Here is a 14826-nt window from a genome sequence, read left to right as displayed (position 1 = left end):
CAGTAAGATCTAAACATAAGTCTTTTAATTAACTACAACCAATTAAATAAAAAAATGACCTTTTTGTGTTTTATAAAAATACCTGCAGACGCTCTAAACCGCTTACGATTATTTAATACGAAGGAGATCTAAAGCGTCTACAGGTCTTATGTTTACAAATCAAATTTTATCCCTTGGGCTAAAGGTAATTCGGCAGTATAGTTAATTGTATTGGTTTGTCTTCGCATATAAACTTTCCAGGCATCAGAACCGCTTTCACGTCCACCTCCAGTTTCCTTTTCACCTCCAAAAGCTCCTCCAATCTCAGCACCCGAGGTGCCAATATTTACATTGGCAATACCACAATCACTGCCGGCGACTGAAAGAAAATATTCGGCTTCTTTTAAATTATTAGTCATAATGGCCGATGAAAGTCCTTGAACAACACCATTTTGAAAAGTTATCGCATTTTGTACATCTCCTGAATATTTTATCAAATAAAGGATAGGTGCAAAAGTTTCATGCTGTACTATTTTATAGCTGTTTTCCGCTTCGGCAATGGCGGGATAAACGTAACAACCACTTTCGTAGCCTTCCCCATCTAAAACACCGCCTTCTACGATCAAGTTTCCGCCTTCTGCCACCACTTGCTCAAGGGCCTTTTTATACATAGAAACGGCATCTTTATCTATTAAAGGACCTACATGATTATTCTCATCCAGAGGGTTCCCAATTTTTAATTGCTTGTAGGCAGTAACGATTGAATCTTTTACCTGTTCGTAAATAGATTCATGTATAATAAGTCTTCTTGTAGAAGTGCATCGCTGGCCGGCAGTGCCAACCGCTCCGAATACAGCTCCAATAACCGTCATTTTTATATCTGCATCAGGGGTAACTATAATCGCATTATTGCCACCTAATTCAAGGAGAGATTTCCCTAATCTTGAAGCAACTGCCTGTGCAACAATTTTTCCCATGCGAATAGAACCTGTAGCTGAAATCAAAGGGACTCTGTTATCATTTGTCATCATTTCACCAACTTTATAATCTCCATTTATCATACAGGAGATACCTTCTGGAAGTCCATTTGCTTTGAACACCTCAGCCGCAATATTTTGACAAGCTATACCGCAAAGTGGTGTTTTTTCTGATGGCTTCCAAACACAAACATCGCCACAAATCCATGCAAGCGCCGTATTCCAGGCCCATACGGCAACAGGAAAATTAAAAGCAGAAATTATTCCTACTACCCCCAAAGGATGGTATTGTTCATACATCCTATGCCCTGGTCGTTCTGAATGCATGGTTAATCCATGTAATTGTCGGGATAGCCCTACAGCAAAATCACAGATGTCTATCATTTCCTGTACTTCACCCAGACCCTCCTGATAAGATTTTCCCATTTCATATGAAACTAACTTACCTAAAGGCTCCTTTAATTGGCGTAGCTTATTTCCAAACTGGCGAACAATTTCGCCTCTTTGAGGAGCTGGTTTCAATCGCCAAATATGAAAGGCTTTTGTGGCAGTTTCTATGACTTTTTCATAATCATTTTGAGAGGTGCCTTTTATTTTACCAATTAACGCTCCATCAACCGGGGAAAATGATTCGATAATTTCCCCTGAAGAAAAATAATCTGAACCCGTTGAGGTACCATTATTGATTTCTTTTATTCCTAATTTTTCTAATGCTTGGTCTATTCCAAAGTCTACTGCAACTAGTGTCATTTTATAACTTTTAAAAGGTAGTTTGTGATATTCTGACAAAGCTACGAATAATAGTGATTATGTAACGCGTAAGTTATGGAATCTTAGGTCTGATTCATAAATATTAGAAGGAGTGCAATCAAGGCTGGTAGTGCCTGTACAAGGAAGATTTTCTTATCTGCTGTAAAGGCCCCATAAATTCCGGCAATTGCAACGCAGCTTAGAAAAAAAATAGAAATATTTGTACTCCACAATGTATCCTTAATTAAAAATGTCCAGATAAGGCCAGCAGCCAAAAATCCATTATACAGACCCTGGTTTGCAGCCAGAGATTTTGTTGGTTCAAACATATCTTTAGGAAATTTTTTAAAGATTTTTTTGCCTCTGGTAGTCCAGGCAAACATTTCGAACCAAAGAAAATATAGATGTAGTGCTGCCACAATTCCAATAAAAATATTAATCGTAGGTTTCATTTTTTATCTTTTGCAGTATACTTATCATCAACAGGCATAACGGTTCCACAATTATCACAGGTCCTTAACTCTTCCGATCCGTAGAAATATGAAAAATGTGATAAAAAGTCTTTTTCAATATCATGTAATGTAAAATAAGTTTCATAAAGTTTATGGTTACAATTGTCGCAAAACCATAGAAGACCATCCTTTGATTGCATTTGGTCTCGTTTACGCTCTATTACCAAACCAATTGAGCCTTGGTGTCTAACAGGAGAATGTGGCACTTTTGCTGGATGCAGGTATATATCGCCCGGCCCCAGTTTCATTGTTTTTTTCTGTCTGTCTTCTTGCACATGTATTTCTATATGACCTTCTAATTGAAAGAAAAGTTCCTCTGTTTCATTGTAGTGATAGTCTTTTCGTGCATTTGGCCCGGCAACGATCATAACTATATAGTCGCCAGCATCTTTATATAAATTCTTATTTCCAACAGGGGGTTTTAGTAAGTCTCTGTTTTCTTCAATCCACTTGTGAAGATTAAATGGAGGTTTTATAGACATTGATTTCTAATTATTAAGGAATGATATTAGAATGTATTAAAAGTAATACTCACTATCAAATGTAAGAAAAGAAATTTTTCTGGAGCGGACTATCGGTAGAACAATTGAGTAAAATAGAATTTACCGCCGGAGTCTTTTTTTACACTTACGGCTGTGTGTGTAAATTCGCCTTCAATTGTTTTACGATGGTTAGAACTCTCAAGCCAATTCTCCAATGCCGTGGCGGCATCTGGGTAATCTTTAGCAACATTTTCAGCTACATATTCAGCATTAACTTCGCTAGAAATTTTAGAGGCTCGTGAACTAAAGTTATCATGACTTAAACTGCCTTTGGCAATCATATAATCAGTATGAGTGTTGGCATATTCATAAGCAACTTCGCTAAAAAGCAATGATGAATAACCCAAACTGTTCCTATGGTCATTTACTATATCCAAAAGCGCGTGTTCTACCAAAACGGCATTTTCGGAACTCGGAATATTTGTATTTTCTATGGACTCTGTACTACAAGATCCAGCCAACAATACAAATAAAACCAAGACAGCGATGGGCAATCTCATTTTCATATAGTGTTCTAATTGTAAGTAGGGTAATGAAAGAGTGGGGTGTTCTCTAGATCCTTTCTAAAAAGATGATCTTGGTAATATTAAAGAAATTATGAAATAAGCGTATGAAAAACATGTTTTTTTCGATGAACTGCACTTTTCGTCAATTATCCGTCATTAAATACTTCAATTACGTTTCCAAAAACCAGATCGCCAATATCCCTGATCGGTTTGTAAAGAATAGATTCTGCAACCGTATTATTTTCAATTAGATTAAATGAGGAACTTGCACTTTCAAAAAAATACAAAAGCGTACCGAGGATAACCGTAATTTTTAGTACTCCAAATATTCCACCTGCGAGTTTATTGAGTAATCCAAGCATGGCAAAATCTGCAATTTTGGTAAGTATTTTCGCGGCCATATTTACCAGGATCACACTAGCCAGAAAAGTAATAATGAATGCTGCCAACTTTATGTAATTTTCATCCCAATCCATGTTTTGAGAAAGATAGCTAGCTGTTAAGTAAGAAAATTTAATTGCAGCATAAAGCCCGAAAATAATAGCGGCGAGAGATGCAATTTCCACAAAAAGGCCATTTTTTAAACCCTTATAAAGGCCATATGCCAGTAATAATCCCAAAATAATATCTAGAAGATTCAAGAAAATTTGTTTGCACAAATATAGAATTTTGATTTGTACCTTTGATTTTTTCAAAAAGAATGGTTCAGGATTAATTTTGAATTTTAAATCTTTTTTGATAGTAAAAATGAGCAGAGATAGTCAATTAAAAGATAGGTGGGAAGAATTGGTCAAGAAATTATCTTCCAGGTTTACCGATGGAGATCCAATGGATTTAGACGGAATTATTTACCTTATTGGCGTCCAGGAGTTAGGTCAATACCATAGGGTGTATAAAAAGGATGAGAAAGTTAATCTTATGCACATAGCCATATGTAAACTATTGGAACCGTATGGATATTATGAGTTTGAGTTTTTTGACGAAGAAGGTTGGCCACATTATATCGTTAAAGAGACACTTCCGCCATTAAAGGCAGGAGAGCAATCTATATTAATGAAAGAGGCAGTAGTAAATTATTTTGTAGAACGTGCTTTTATTTTATAAAAGATTATGATAAAACCCTATTATGCCGTAATCTTTACCAGCATCAGGACTCCCGGGGATAAAGGGTATGGCCTTATGTCTAAACAAATGGAAGAATTGGCCAAAAAGGAATCTGGTTATTTGGGATTTGAAAGCGCAACAGGGGAGTTAGGGATATCTGTAAGTTATTGGGAAAACCTGGAATCTATAACAAGATGGAAATCCAATTTAAAACACCTGGCTGCACAGGAAATAGGAAAAAAAGAATGGTACGAATGGTACAAAATAAGAATCTGCCTTGTTGAAAGGGAATACGAATTTACAGCCACAAAGTAAAACAAACTATAGTGTTTTTATTTATTACTTCAATAATAACCTTTACTTAAAACCTAAGTATTAGTAAAGGGGGTATTAATCTTTACATTTGTAATGGGACCTAATTAATTATTTACCTTGATTTATAAAAACATGCAGAAGAACATACCATTTTCGAGCCTTGACCGGAATGAAATCATTCAAAACTTAACTGATACCAAATTCGATCTTGTAATTATTGGAGGTGGAATTACCGGAGGAGGTATTGCCCTGGACGCAGCGGCCAGAGGACTTAAAGTGGCTCTGCTGGAAAAAGGGGATTTTGCATCAGGAACCAGTAGTAAATCTACTAAGTTAATTCACGGTGGCCTTCGATATCTCAAGCAGTTTGATTTTTGGTTGGTAAAAGAAGTGGGATCTGAACGGGCTATAGTCCATAAACTGGCACCGCACCTGGTGCTTCCCGAAAAGATGTTACTTCCTTTAATTGAAGGAGGGTCCTATGGAAAATGGCTTACATCTATTGGGTTAAAGGTCTATGATATTTTGGCACAGGTTTCAGGCGATGACAAGCGTAAAATGCTTGAAAAAAAAGAAGCTTTAAAGCTGGAACCGTTATTGCCTAAGAAGAAATTAAAAGGGGCTGGTTATTATGCTGAATACCGCACAGATGACGCCAGGCTAACAATTGAAAATATAAAGACTAGTCTTTCATTCGGTACTGTTGCATTAAACTATGCTGAGGTAACAGCTTTTGATTACACTGACAATATTATTTCAGGGCTACATTTTAAGGATGTTATAGCCGGACATGAATTTACTATCAAATCAAAATATGTGATAAGTGCTGCTGGCCCATGGGTAGATGAATTGCGAAGTATAAATAATTCTAAAAAAGGGAAACGTCTTCATCTTACAAAGGGGGTTCATTTGGTATTTCCGCATGCAAAATTACCGGTAAAGCAATCTGTTTATTTTGATGTTCCTGACGGGCGAATGATTTTTGCCATCCCCAGAGGTAAAATTACCTATGTGGGGACAACCGATACTAATTATGATCAGGATAAAAATGATGTTAAACTGGATTTGGTTGATGCCCTTTATTTAATATCAGCGGTTAATAATATGTTTCCTAAGATAAATTTAGAATTGAAGGATATTATCTCTTCCTGGGCTGGTTTGCGGCCCTTAATACATGAAGAGGGAAAATCTACTTCCGAATTATCACGTAAGGATGAGATTTTTATTTCGGATACAGGCCTTATAAGTATGGCTGGAGGCAAACTTACCGGGTATCGAAAGATGGCAGAAAGAGTTGTAAACCTGCTATCTAAAAAAATGGAAGAGGAAGAAGGAATTGAACTTGCAGATTGTACAACTGTTCAGATTCCGCTATGCGGTAATGATTTCAGGAAATCCAAACACGTCAAAAAGTACATTTCAGAAATATTTGAACGAATAGCAGCAGATGGTTTTACAGAATATGATGCTTGGTACCTGGTGACAACCTATGGCAAGCAAACCGAGGCTATTTTAAAGGATTACTCCATACTAAAAGATGAAGATCCGTACATAAGAATGGCCAAAGCCGAACTTCATTACGGAATTAATTATGAAATGATAACTTCTCCTATGGACTTTTTTATCCGCAGGACGGGTCGATTATATTTCGATATTGAAAGCATACCTTTTCTACTGGATCCGATTCTTGGTGAATTCAAGTCAATTTTTAAATTGGAAGATTCACAAATCCTTTCCTGGAAAGAAAAAATGCTTCAAGAAATACATGAACATTCTGTTTTTTCTTTAGATCGGATTTAGAATTATTCATCCAATGAAGTAAAGTCAGGAGACAGAGATTAATCTGTAAATAGGGCGATGGTTCCTTTCTCGTTTCTATTTTTCTAGTACTTCAGTCACTCCGGGTACCGGAATTGGATAAAAACCATTCTCATCAGGGGTTACTGGAGGTATAGCGTCCCAACTATATGTTTCAGGCATTAGACTCCTTCCTTTGTTTAAGGCATCTTCAAAGGTGATTAGCTGCCCTGAATATGTGGCCATTCTCCCAAGAATTGCAGTCATTGTCGTTTTTGCTGCATGTTCTGCATCACTTATAACTCCTCCGGCTTTAATGGAAGCGAATAAAGCATCATGCTCTGTCTGATAGGGATTCGGATCATTAGTACCCTGATGTTCATAAATAGTACTGCCATCATAGCCAGTAATTATTCCTTTATTCTGTGAGTCAGTGTAAATTTTACCCTTAGTACCCATAAAACTTTCGGATACATTGTCTAAACAACCTTTTTGATGTCTGCACTGGCTGGAAATTACTGCTCCGGAGGGATAAGTGAATTCAACAAAATGGTGATCAAATATCTGGCCGTATTCTTTCCCTTTTCTCACTTCCCTGCCACCCATACCCTGGGCATGTATGGGAAACTCCCCAATAAACCAATTAGCAACATCTATATTGTGAATATGCTGTTCTACGATATGGTCGCCACATAACCAGTTAAAATAATACCAATTGCGCATTTGATATTCCATTTCTGTCTGGTTTGCCTGACGCTCTTTTACCCATACCCCCGCACTATTCCAATACACCTGCCCTGAAACAATCTGACCCATTTTATTAGACCTTATCTCCTCAAGGCAAGCTAAATAATTTCGTTGATAATGTCGTTGTAGTCCAACCACCACATTCAGTTTTTTCATTTTAGCAATTTTAGCAGTTTCCAATACGCTTCGAATTCCTCGGGCATCTGTTGCTACTGGTTTCTCCATAAAAACATGTTTATTTTTACTTATGGCATACTCAAAATGGATAGGCCTGAAACCAGGTGTAGTGGTTAGTATTACGACATCTGCTTTATCAATAGCTGCTTTATAGGCATCAAAGCCCAGGTGTTTATCTTCATCTTTAATCGTAATTTTATCTGTATCAACAAATTTTTTGGATAATATGTCATAGCAGTTGTCCAATCGATCCTGAAATGCGTCGGCCATTGCAACCAATTTTACATTTTCTTTAGTACTCAAGGCCTGTGCTGCTGCGCCGGTTCCTCTGCCCCCGCATCCAACAAGTGCAATTTTAATGGCGTCGTCCCCAAGGACATATGCTGAAGCCGCCACATCCAAAGGAACAGTTAATATTCCACCTGCTGCTAGAGCAGTGTTTTTGCAAAAATTTCTACGGGTAAGGGCGTGGTTTTTATTTTCCATATTTAAAGTTTTTAATAGTCATCAATTGCAGCAAGCCAATAAGCCTCCATTTCCTCCTTTGTTGGGGTTTCTTTCGGACGAATAACTCTAAAACCAACATTTGGTGCATTAGTAAACCACCAGCGGCTTTTGGGAATCTGAGGGTCAATTCTTTTCCATTCTGCCGAGGAAGCTGTCCGGGCAGATGATCTGAGTTCTATAGCGGAATCCATCCAGGAGCCCCCACGAACAGATCTGGGATATAGTTTTGTGGGTTTTATCCATGGATTGTCTGCAGTTTTTCCTAATCTATTGGCATATGTATCTACAGTGTATTCATCCATAGTCCATTCAGCAACATTTCCGTGCATATCGTAGAGGCCATACTTATTGGGTAACTTAGCACCTACTTTGTGATATTTTCTTTCACTATTTTGATCAAACCAGGCATATAATTTTAATTCAACAGAATCTTCACCAAAATAATAAGTAGTTGTGCTTCCGGCCCTTGCTGCATATTCCCATTCTGCTTCTGTGGGAAGTCTATAAAAATTTCCTGTTTTTGCACAAAGCCATTGGCAAAAAGTTATTGCCGCATATTGGGTTATATTTACAACAGGATAGCCTTTTTTACCCATACCATGACTCATATCTACATATGGGGTTGTTGCGGAAGAGATAGCATCAATGTCAATAGTAATTTCTTTAGCTAAATCTTTCAGGCCAAAAGTATCAATTTGTCTCTCTAAAAAAAGCTCATATTGGTCCCATGTTATTTCAAATGTACTCATCCAGAAATCATCTATCAAAACCTTGTGCTGCGGTTTTTCATCTTCTTCATGGTTATTGCTTCCCATCAAAAATTCACCTCCTTTTATTGGGTTCATTTTAATTGTAATCTCACTACCGGGGATTACTTGTGTATATGGAATAAAGGAATCTAATTTTTTTGTTATTTCAGCAAACTCGGAACGTAGATCTGAAGTGAAAGCCATTGATAAAAAAATGACAAATACTGCTATAAAAAAGAGTATGTTTTTTAGATTCACTTCAAAATATTTAGAAATAACATAGGAGCAAGATATTTCTAAAATATTCATTTAGACTCAAATAAAAAAAATTTAGACTCAATCTAATTTATCTGTAAGCGCTTTGAAAGTTACTTTGGCGCTCTTCTGCTTATAAAGGATATCATATACTGCATCAATAATTGGGCTCTTAACTTTCTTCTTAAATGTTGATTTCAATTTATAGGCACTTTCGGTTGCATAATAACCTTCTGCTATCATTTTCATTTCCATCTGAGCACTTTTCACCCTATATCCCTTACCAATCATATTTCCGAACATCCTGTTGCGGCTAAAAGTTGAATAACCCGTAACAAGCAAATCCCCCAAATAGGCAGAATTATTAATATTCCTTTTCATCTTGTGAACCCTCGAAATATAACGCTTCATTTCACGGATGGCATTGCTCATTAAAACAGCTTGGAAATTATCGCCATATCCTAATCCGTGGGCTATACCTGCTGCCAGCGCGTAAATATTTTTAAGCATTGCGGCATATTCGGTTCCTATGATATCATCAGAAATCTTGGTTTTTATATAATGGCTGTTCAGATGTTCGGAGAGCATTTTGGCTTTGGCAGTATCAGCACAGGCAATTGTTAAATAAGACAGGCGCTCTAAAGCCACTTCCTCGGCATGACATGGACCTGTAATCACCCCAATATTTTCAATTGGCACACCATATTTTTTATGAAAATGCTCACCAACAATTAAGCCTGTTTCAGGAACAATTCCTTTAATAGCGGAGAATATAATTTTATCACTTAAAGGGATAGTAAGTTTTTTGAGTTCACTCTCTAAAAAAGCAGATGGAATTGCAAAAATCAACAGATTAGCCATAGAAATCGCCTCGTCCATATTATTCGTAAGGACTAACTGTTTCAATTGAAACTCAACGGAAGTAAGGTAATTGGGGTTGTGTTTGTTGGCTTTTATATATTCTAATGCATCCCCATTGCGCATATACCAAATTACTTCATCCTTGTTTTCTGTGAGCATTTTTACAATAGCTGTTGCCCAGCTTCCACCACCAAGAACTGCAATTTTTAATTCTTTTTCCATCAAATTAAATTAGACCATCAAATGTAATTAAAAAAAACAACGACTTACTTATTTGAAAGTCATCGAGTTATAATAATTTACGAGTAAATAGGCTTTGCAAAATACTATCAAACTCTCCTTTTAAAAAACGATGAAATACATAAAATTTTAACACTGGATTAGCCCTTAGCGTGCAATGAAAACTTTGAGTTATGCGTTATTTAAGGTAGTAGAGCATAGGGTGAGGATGAAAAATTATTTTTGGTTGGTTATTTAGTTAGAAACCGCCCCGGAATTAAATTCAGGGCGGTTTTTTATTCCATTAATTATTTTGGTTTCCAATGTTAAAGGGAGGCTATATAAAAGGATGGGAGAAAGTAAATTTTTCCGATTTTAGGAGTAAAAAGAATTATCTTTTCACATATCTCTTTTTAAAATCAGAAGGATTTTCATTGGTAATTTTTTTAAAAGTACGATTAAAATAAGAAAGACTTTCATACCCACAGTCATAGCAAGCCTCGCTTATATTTCTCCCTTTTAAAAGCAATCGTTTGGCCTGACTAATACGATATTGGTTTAAAAAGGAAGTAAAAGTACTTCCTGTGGCATTTTTAAAATATCGGCAAAAAGCTTCTTTACTCAAATTGGAAAGTGCTGCCACTTCCTTAAGCTCTATTTTCCTTTGGTAGTTTTCATCTATAAATGAATAGATATTTTTTAAGCGTTCTTGTTGCTTTTGGCTGTATTTATTGATTACCGGATAATCATGCAATAAAACATACTCCTCGGAAGTCGCTAAAATGGAGAATATATGAAGTATTTCCAGAAACTGTGAAAATGGTGCCAAAACATGAAGTTTTTTAAGCCTGGAGCCAATATTTATCTTGGTTCTTCCGGTGAATGCTATTCCCTGCTGAGATTTTTCAAAGAGTTCAAATACTTCGGTTAGTTCTGGTATTTCGGTAAATATCTTATTCTTAAACGCCGAACTAACATGTAAAACTTCTTTTTGGTACTCGCTCTGTATGCCATAATCAAAATTTAAGTGAGGTATATTAGACCCTATTAATACCAGATCACTGTGATCATATTGAGAGATATGATCTCCTACGTGTCTCGTTCCGTTCGCACCTTCTATGTACACCAATTCATATTCCGGATGAAAATGCCAATAAAACAAATCATTCAGTCGTGGATTGTGTAGTAATCGGAAGGAACTTTTGGCATCCGGATTTATTTGTTCTAGTTGAATCTTCAAATTAAAAATTTAACATAATTGTTATTATTGACAAGTAAAGAGTTATAAAATATCAATATAGTTCAATTATAGATCAAAATCAAGGTGGAAATCGCTATTTAATCTAAATAGATTTGAATATCTTTTAATCGCAATACAGAATTATTATGGAAAAAGCAGCATCCAAACTGGAAATGGCCAATAAAGCTCATAAGGATATTCCCGGAAATCCCTCAACAGCTACAAGCAGCAAAATAGGTTTAAATGATCGGTCTAACAACGTTCCGTTACGGGTTCTTAGTGAAAAAGATTGGGAATTTTGGAAGCATAATGGCTATATCGTAATTAAAAATGCGGTTCCTGTACCCCAAGCTAAGGCAACAGCAGATTTTTTGTGGGAATTTGATGAAAAGGACCCTAAAAACAGTGAAACCTGGTATGCTCCACCAAGGGCTGAAATGCAAATGAAAGAACTAACAGGGACAGGTATGGTTGAGGTATACAATAACCAGCACCTATGGAATAACAGACAAATGCAACGCGTTTATGATGCCTTTGTGGACGTATGGGGAACAGAAAAATTATGGGTAACAATTGACAGGGCAAATCTTAATTTTCCACAAAGACCCGGATTTGAAAAGAAAGGTTTTATTCACTGGGATTATGACCCTGAGACGAATCCACAGAATGTACAGGGGGTATTGGCACTTGCAGATCAAACCGATGAGAATATGGGAGGCTTTCAATGTATTCCATGGTTATACAGGAATTATGATAGTTGGAAACTTACCCAGCCTGAAGACCGGGATCATTTTCAGCCGGACATTTCAGAATTGGAGGATAAGATTGTAAAAGTAAAATTATAAATTGGTGATCTTCTAATTTTTAATAGCACACAGCCACATGGAATAAGACCTAATAAATCTAAGAATAAAGTTAGGATTGCCCAATATATTTCAATGATGCCTGCAGAGGAAGAAAATGAAGAATTAAGACAATGGCGAATTAATTCCTGGAAGAATAGGATAGCACCAGAAGGATATGCCTTCCCCGGGGATCCAAGAAATTGGGAGCAGGTCAGATACGATACTGCTGAATTATCTGAACTTGGAAAGAAATTATTAGGGCTAAATCGTTGGTAATTTGTGAAATTCATAATTCTTTTCAATTAAGGCTTTTAACAACTAATAAGTGCTATTTTTGACCCCTTAAAATACACAGGATTTGAAGAAGTACTTAAATCTATTTGATTTTTCACAAAAAGTAAATTACAAAACTGAAGTCCTATCAGGATTAACGGTTGCATTGGCTTTGGTTCCAGAGGCCATAGCATTCGCTCTTATAGCAGGCTTATCTCCTTTAACGGGATTATATGCGGCGTTCGTTATGGGGTTGGTAACTTCTATTCTGGGAGGTAGACCGGGAATGATTTCCGGAGCGACCGGGGCGGTAGCAGTAGTTATAGTTTCGCTTGCAATGGATTATGGGGTAGAATATGTATTTGCAGCAGTGATATTGGCTGGAATACTGCAGTTGGCGGCCGGATTTCTTCGTTTAGGCAAATTGATGCGCCTTGTGCCTCATCCTGTTATATTTGGATTTGTGAACGGCCTGGCTATCATTATTTTTATGTCACAGTTAGACCAGTTCAAGTCGTCTGATGGCTCATGGTTGTCCGGGAGCACCTTGTTTATTTTTTTAGGATTAGTGTTGTTCACAATGCTCGTAATTTGGGGATTACCCAAACTAAGTAGAGCAGTTCCTGCTTCATTGATTGCTATCCTGGCTGTTTTTGGACTCGTTCTTGCGTTTGATATTGACACAAAAACAATTGGGGATATAGCCTCTATTCAGGGCGGTTTTCCACCCTTTCATATCCCAGAATTGCCTTTTTCTTTGGAAACCCTGCAGATCATTTTTCCTTATGCGGCAATAGTCGCCGGGGTTGGGCTAATTGAGAGTTTATTGACCCTAAATATTATTGACGAAATTACAGAAACGCGTGGGCGGGGCAATAAAGAAGCAGTTGCCCAGGGAACAGCAAACATACTTTCCGGACTCTTTTCAGGGATGGGTGGTTGTGCCATGATAGGGCAGAGTTTAATCAATACCTCTAATGGAGCCCGGGCAAGATTATCGGGTATAGTAGCTTCTGTAATGCTTCTTGTCTTTATTATGTTTGGGGCTAATTTGATTGAAAAAGTGCCTATGGCTGCACTTACAGGATTAATGATTATGGTTGCACTGGGAACATTTGAGTGGGCCAGTTTACGGACCTTCAGAAGAATGCCGAAATCTGATGTTCTTGTAATGATATTAGTAACCCTGGTTACCATTTTCCTACATAATCTGGCGCTGGCTGTCTTGGTTGGTGTAATTATCTCAGCTCTTGTTTTTGCATGGGATAACGCCAAAAGAATACGTGCCAGAAAATATACTGACGAGAATGGAATTAAGCACTATGAAATCTATGGGCCGCTATTTTTTGGATCTGTGACTTTGTTTAATGAAAAATTCGATGTAATTGAAGACCCGGATGAGGTTATTATAGATTTTAAGGAAAGCAGAGTAGTAGATATGTCTGCCATTGAAGCGTTAAACAAAATAACGGAACGCTATCACAAAGTTGGGAAGAAGGTACATTTAAGGCATTTAAGTGAAGACTGCAGGCGCTTGCTAACGAATGCAGATGCTATAATTGACGTAAATGTCCTGGAGGACCCCACTTATAAACTAGCAATAGATAAAGTTTAATTGCTACTGTATTGCGAATTTCACATTCACAGTGCTCTCTATTTTTATTTTTTCAAATTCAATTTCAATGGGTTGATCTTTATCTGCTTCTTTAGACATTTGCACCCTAACCATTCTATCCGTCATCCTATTTTGTACCCCTGTGTTTAGATCAGAAATAAAAAGAGCACTTCCTAGTTTTTGACCCAGGGGGATAACCATTGCTTCTGCCTGAATTTTTGCTGCCCTTACAGCTTTTTGTCTCAGATCAATTTTGAGTTTTTCCAGACCTGAATATTCGGTTTTTATAAGGTTTACATTAGAGATTCCGATAGATTCGAGGCCCATTAGTACTTTGCCTGCAGTTAAGGCATCATGCACTAATAATGTATATTCTTTGTCTTTTTGAACATCGACTTTCCTTAGAAAGTACTTTTTAAAATTACTCCCCAAATCATTAAGTGTAAGTTGTTTCTCGACATCAATGCCTATTGTTTTCAGCTTGTCAGCCATTTTATTTTCTAATTTTTCAACCGAAGTTTTGCCTTTTGTGTCCGCTTCTGTAATTAGGATTGACAAATAAATACGGTCTGGTATAACCAAGGTATCTACTCTTGCTGTCGTTTCTAAATACGGTTGATCAATAAAGTTTTTACTTTGCCCGTAAGTTGTGAGACTTGTTATTAAAAGCAGTGTAATTAAAAATCTAATAGCCATTTTTTGTCGAATTAAATATTTCATATTTTCAATTTGTCTGTACGAAACTAAATCTTTCTTATTGCTTTTGAAAGATATAATGAGGGAAGTCCTTACCTCTGTGAGTGTTCAATACCTATAGGAAAGTAAATACCACTCCATTGATTTAATTCTTCAAAAG

General features: G+C 36.8%; 16 protein-coding genes. 6 read left to right on the top strand and 10 right to left on the bottom strand.

Annotated features, from left to right (window positions below):
• Window positions 1-152 precede the first annotated feature (152 nt).
• From WBN20_RS11545 to WBN20_RS11525, 5 genes are all read right to left on the bottom strand, one after another.
• Window positions 153-1706 (bottom strand): aldehyde dehydrogenase family protein, encoded by a 1554-nt coding sequence (locus tag WBN20_RS11545; protein WP_424281782.1) that lies wholly within the window; start codon window positions 1704-1706, stop codon window positions 153-155.
• 83 nt (window positions 1707-1789) lie between these two features.
• A complete protein-coding gene (locus WBN20_RS11540) occupies window positions 1790-2158 on the bottom strand; it encodes a DUF1304 domain-containing protein (RefSeq protein ID WP_424271141.1) in 369 nt (122 codons plus the stop codon).
• A complete protein-coding gene (locus WBN20_RS11535; RefSeq protein ID WP_424281781.1) occupies window positions 2155-2700 on the bottom strand; it encodes a 3-hydroxyanthranilate 3,4-dioxygenase in 546 nt (181 codons plus the stop codon). The genes WBN20_RS11540 and WBN20_RS11535 overlap by 4 nt, the downstream gene beginning before the upstream one ends.
• A gap of 89 nt (window positions 2701-2789) precedes the next feature.
• Entirely contained in the window at window positions 2790-3260 is a 471-nt protein-coding gene (locus WBN20_RS11530; protein ID WP_424281780.1) for a CAP domain-containing protein, read from the bottom strand.
• A 152-nt stretch (window positions 3261-3412) separates the two neighbouring features.
• Entirely contained in the window at window positions 3413-3907 is a 495-nt protein-coding gene (locus tag WBN20_RS11525) for a CvpA family protein (protein ID WP_424281779.1), read from the bottom strand.
• Window positions 3908-4013: 106 nt separating this feature from the next.
• Between WBN20_RS11525 and WBN20_RS11520 the strand changes: the two genes are divergently transcribed.
• The 3 genes from WBN20_RS11520 to WBN20_RS11510 all read left to right on the top strand — a co-directional run bounded on the left by WBN20_RS11520 (window position 4014) and on the right by WBN20_RS11510 (window position 6485).
• The gene (locus WBN20_RS11520) at window positions 4014-4370 is read left to right on the top strand and encodes a hypothetical protein (RefSeq protein WP_424271137.1); all 357 of its coding nucleotides are present in this window, start codon (window positions 4014-4016) and stop codon (window positions 4368-4370) included.
• Between the two features lie 6 nt (window positions 4371-4376).
• On the top strand, window positions 4377-4685 hold the full coding sequence (locus WBN20_RS11515; RefSeq protein WP_424281778.1) for an antibiotic biosynthesis monooxygenase family protein: 309 nt from the start codon (window positions 4377-4379) through the stop codon (window positions 4683-4685).
• Between the two features lie 132 nt (window positions 4686-4817).
• Complete coding sequence (locus tag WBN20_RS11510; RefSeq protein WP_424281777.1) at window positions 4818-6485, top strand: glycerol-3-phosphate dehydrogenase/oxidase; 1668 nt, start codon at window positions 4818-4820, stop codon at window positions 6483-6485.
• Between the two features lie 75 nt (window positions 6486-6560).
• Here the strand turns inward: WBN20_RS11510 and WBN20_RS11505 are convergent, their stop codons facing one another.
• The 4 genes from WBN20_RS11505 to WBN20_RS11490 all read right to left on the bottom strand — a co-directional run bounded on the left by WBN20_RS11505 (window position 6561) and on the right by WBN20_RS11490 (window position 11237).
• Window positions 6561-7892: a Gfo/Idh/MocA family protein gene (locus WBN20_RS11505; RefSeq protein WP_424281776.1), complete on the bottom strand. Its 1332-nt coding sequence runs from the start codon at window positions 7890-7892 to the stop codon at window positions 6561-6563.
• Between the two features lie 11 nt (window positions 7893-7903).
• Window positions 7904-8920 (bottom strand): formylglycine-generating enzyme family protein, encoded by a 1017-nt coding sequence (locus tag WBN20_RS11500; protein WP_424276012.1) that lies wholly within the window; start codon window positions 8918-8920, stop codon window positions 7904-7906.
• Between the two features lie 78 nt (window positions 8921-8998).
• Entirely contained in the window at window positions 8999-10000 is a 1002-nt protein-coding gene (locus tag WBN20_RS11495; RefSeq protein WP_424271132.1) for an NAD(P)H-dependent glycerol-3-phosphate dehydrogenase, read from the bottom strand.
• Between the two features lie 388 nt (window positions 10001-10388).
• Window positions 10389-11237 carry a helix-turn-helix domain-containing protein gene (locus WBN20_RS11490; protein WP_424274805.1) on the bottom strand — a complete coding sequence of 283 codons (849 nt, stop codon included), beginning with the start codon at window positions 11235-11237 and terminating at the stop codon, window positions 10389-10391.
• Between the two features lie 146 nt (window positions 11238-11383).
• Here WBN20_RS11490 and WBN20_RS11485 point away from each other — a divergent pair, with 146 nt between their 5' ends.
• The 3 genes from WBN20_RS11485 to WBN20_RS11475 all read left to right on the top strand — a co-directional run bounded on the left by WBN20_RS11485 (window position 11384) and on the right by WBN20_RS11475 (window position 13970).
• Window positions 11384-12082, top strand: coding sequence for a phytanoyl-CoA dioxygenase family protein (locus tag WBN20_RS11485; RefSeq protein ID WP_424281775.1), 699 nt, complete (start codon window positions 11384-11386; stop codon window positions 12080-12082).
• Window positions 12083-12175: 93 nt separating this feature from the next.
• Window positions 12176-12358 (top strand): hypothetical protein, encoded by a 183-nt coding sequence (locus tag WBN20_RS11480; protein WP_424281774.1) that lies wholly within the window; start codon window positions 12176-12178, stop codon window positions 12356-12358.
• A gap of 82 nt (window positions 12359-12440) precedes the next feature.
• Entirely contained in the window at window positions 12441-13970 is a 1530-nt protein-coding gene (locus WBN20_RS11475; protein ID WP_424271543.1) for a SulP family inorganic anion transporter, read from the top strand.
• A 3-nt stretch (window positions 13971-13973) separates the two neighbouring features.
• Here WBN20_RS11475 and WBN20_RS11470 read toward each other — a convergent pair whose 3' ends face one another.
• On the bottom strand, window positions 13974-14690 hold the full coding sequence (locus tag WBN20_RS11470; RefSeq protein ID WP_424281773.1) for an SIMPL domain-containing protein: 717 nt from the start codon (window positions 14688-14690) through the stop codon (window positions 13974-13976).
• Between the last annotated feature and the right edge of the window lie 136 nt (window positions 14691-14826).

Source organism: Eudoraea sp., assembly GCF_049665975.1.
GTDB lineage: Bacteria > Bacteroidota > Bacteroidia > Flavobacteriales > Flavobacteriaceae > Eudoraea.
Note: the sequence above shows the minus strand (reverse complement) of the source record. Positions and strands in the feature narration are given on the sequence as shown.

What these genes read in the sequence shown, in the direction of transcription:
- WBN20_RS11520 (WP_424271137.1), top strand. Translation starts at nt 4,014, where the DNA reads ATGAGCAGAGATAGTCAATTAAAAGATAGGTGGGAAGAATTGGTCAAG.
- WBN20_RS11545 (WP_424281782.1), bottom strand. Translation starts at nt 1,706, where the DNA reads ATGACACTAGTTGCAGTAGACTTTGGAATAGACCAAGCATTAGAAAAA.
- WBN20_RS11485 (WP_424281775.1), top strand. Translation starts at nt 11,384, where the DNA reads ATGGAAAAAGCAGCATCCAAACTGGAAATGGCCAATAAAGCTCATAAG.
- WBN20_RS11530 (WP_424281780.1), bottom strand. Translation starts at nt 3,260, where the DNA reads ATGAGATTGCCCATCGCTGTCTTGGTTTTATTTGTATTGTTGGCTGGA.
- WBN20_RS11470 (WP_424281773.1), bottom strand. Translation starts at nt 14,690, where the DNA reads ATGAAATATTTAATTCGACAAAAAATGGCTATTAGATTTTTAATTACA.
- WBN20_RS11540 (WP_424271141.1), bottom strand. Translation starts at nt 2,158, where the DNA reads ATGAAACCTACGATTAATATTTTTATTGGAATTGTGGCAGCACTACAT.
- WBN20_RS11495 (WP_424271132.1), bottom strand. Translation starts at nt 10,000, where the DNA reads ATGGAAAAAGAATTAAAAATTGCAGTTCTTGGTGGTGGAAGCTGGGCA.
- WBN20_RS11515 (WP_424281778.1), top strand. Translation starts at nt 4,377, where the DNA reads ATGATAAAACCCTATTATGCCGTAATCTTTACCAGCATCAGGACTCCC.
- WBN20_RS11505 (WP_424281776.1), bottom strand. Translation starts at nt 7,892, where the DNA reads ATGGAAAATAAAAACCACGCCCTTACCCGTAGAAATTTTTGCAAAAAC.
- WBN20_RS11510 (WP_424281777.1), top strand. Translation starts at nt 4,818, where the DNA reads ATGCAGAAGAACATACCATTTTCGAGCCTTGACCGGAATGAAATCATT.
- WBN20_RS11535 (WP_424281781.1), bottom strand. Translation starts at nt 2,700, where the DNA reads ATGTCTATAAAACCTCCATTTAATCTTCACAAGTGGATTGAAGAAAAC.
- WBN20_RS11480 (WP_424281774.1), top strand. Translation starts at nt 12,176, where the DNA reads ATGATGCCTGCAGAGGAAGAAAATGAAGAATTAAGACAATGGCGAATT.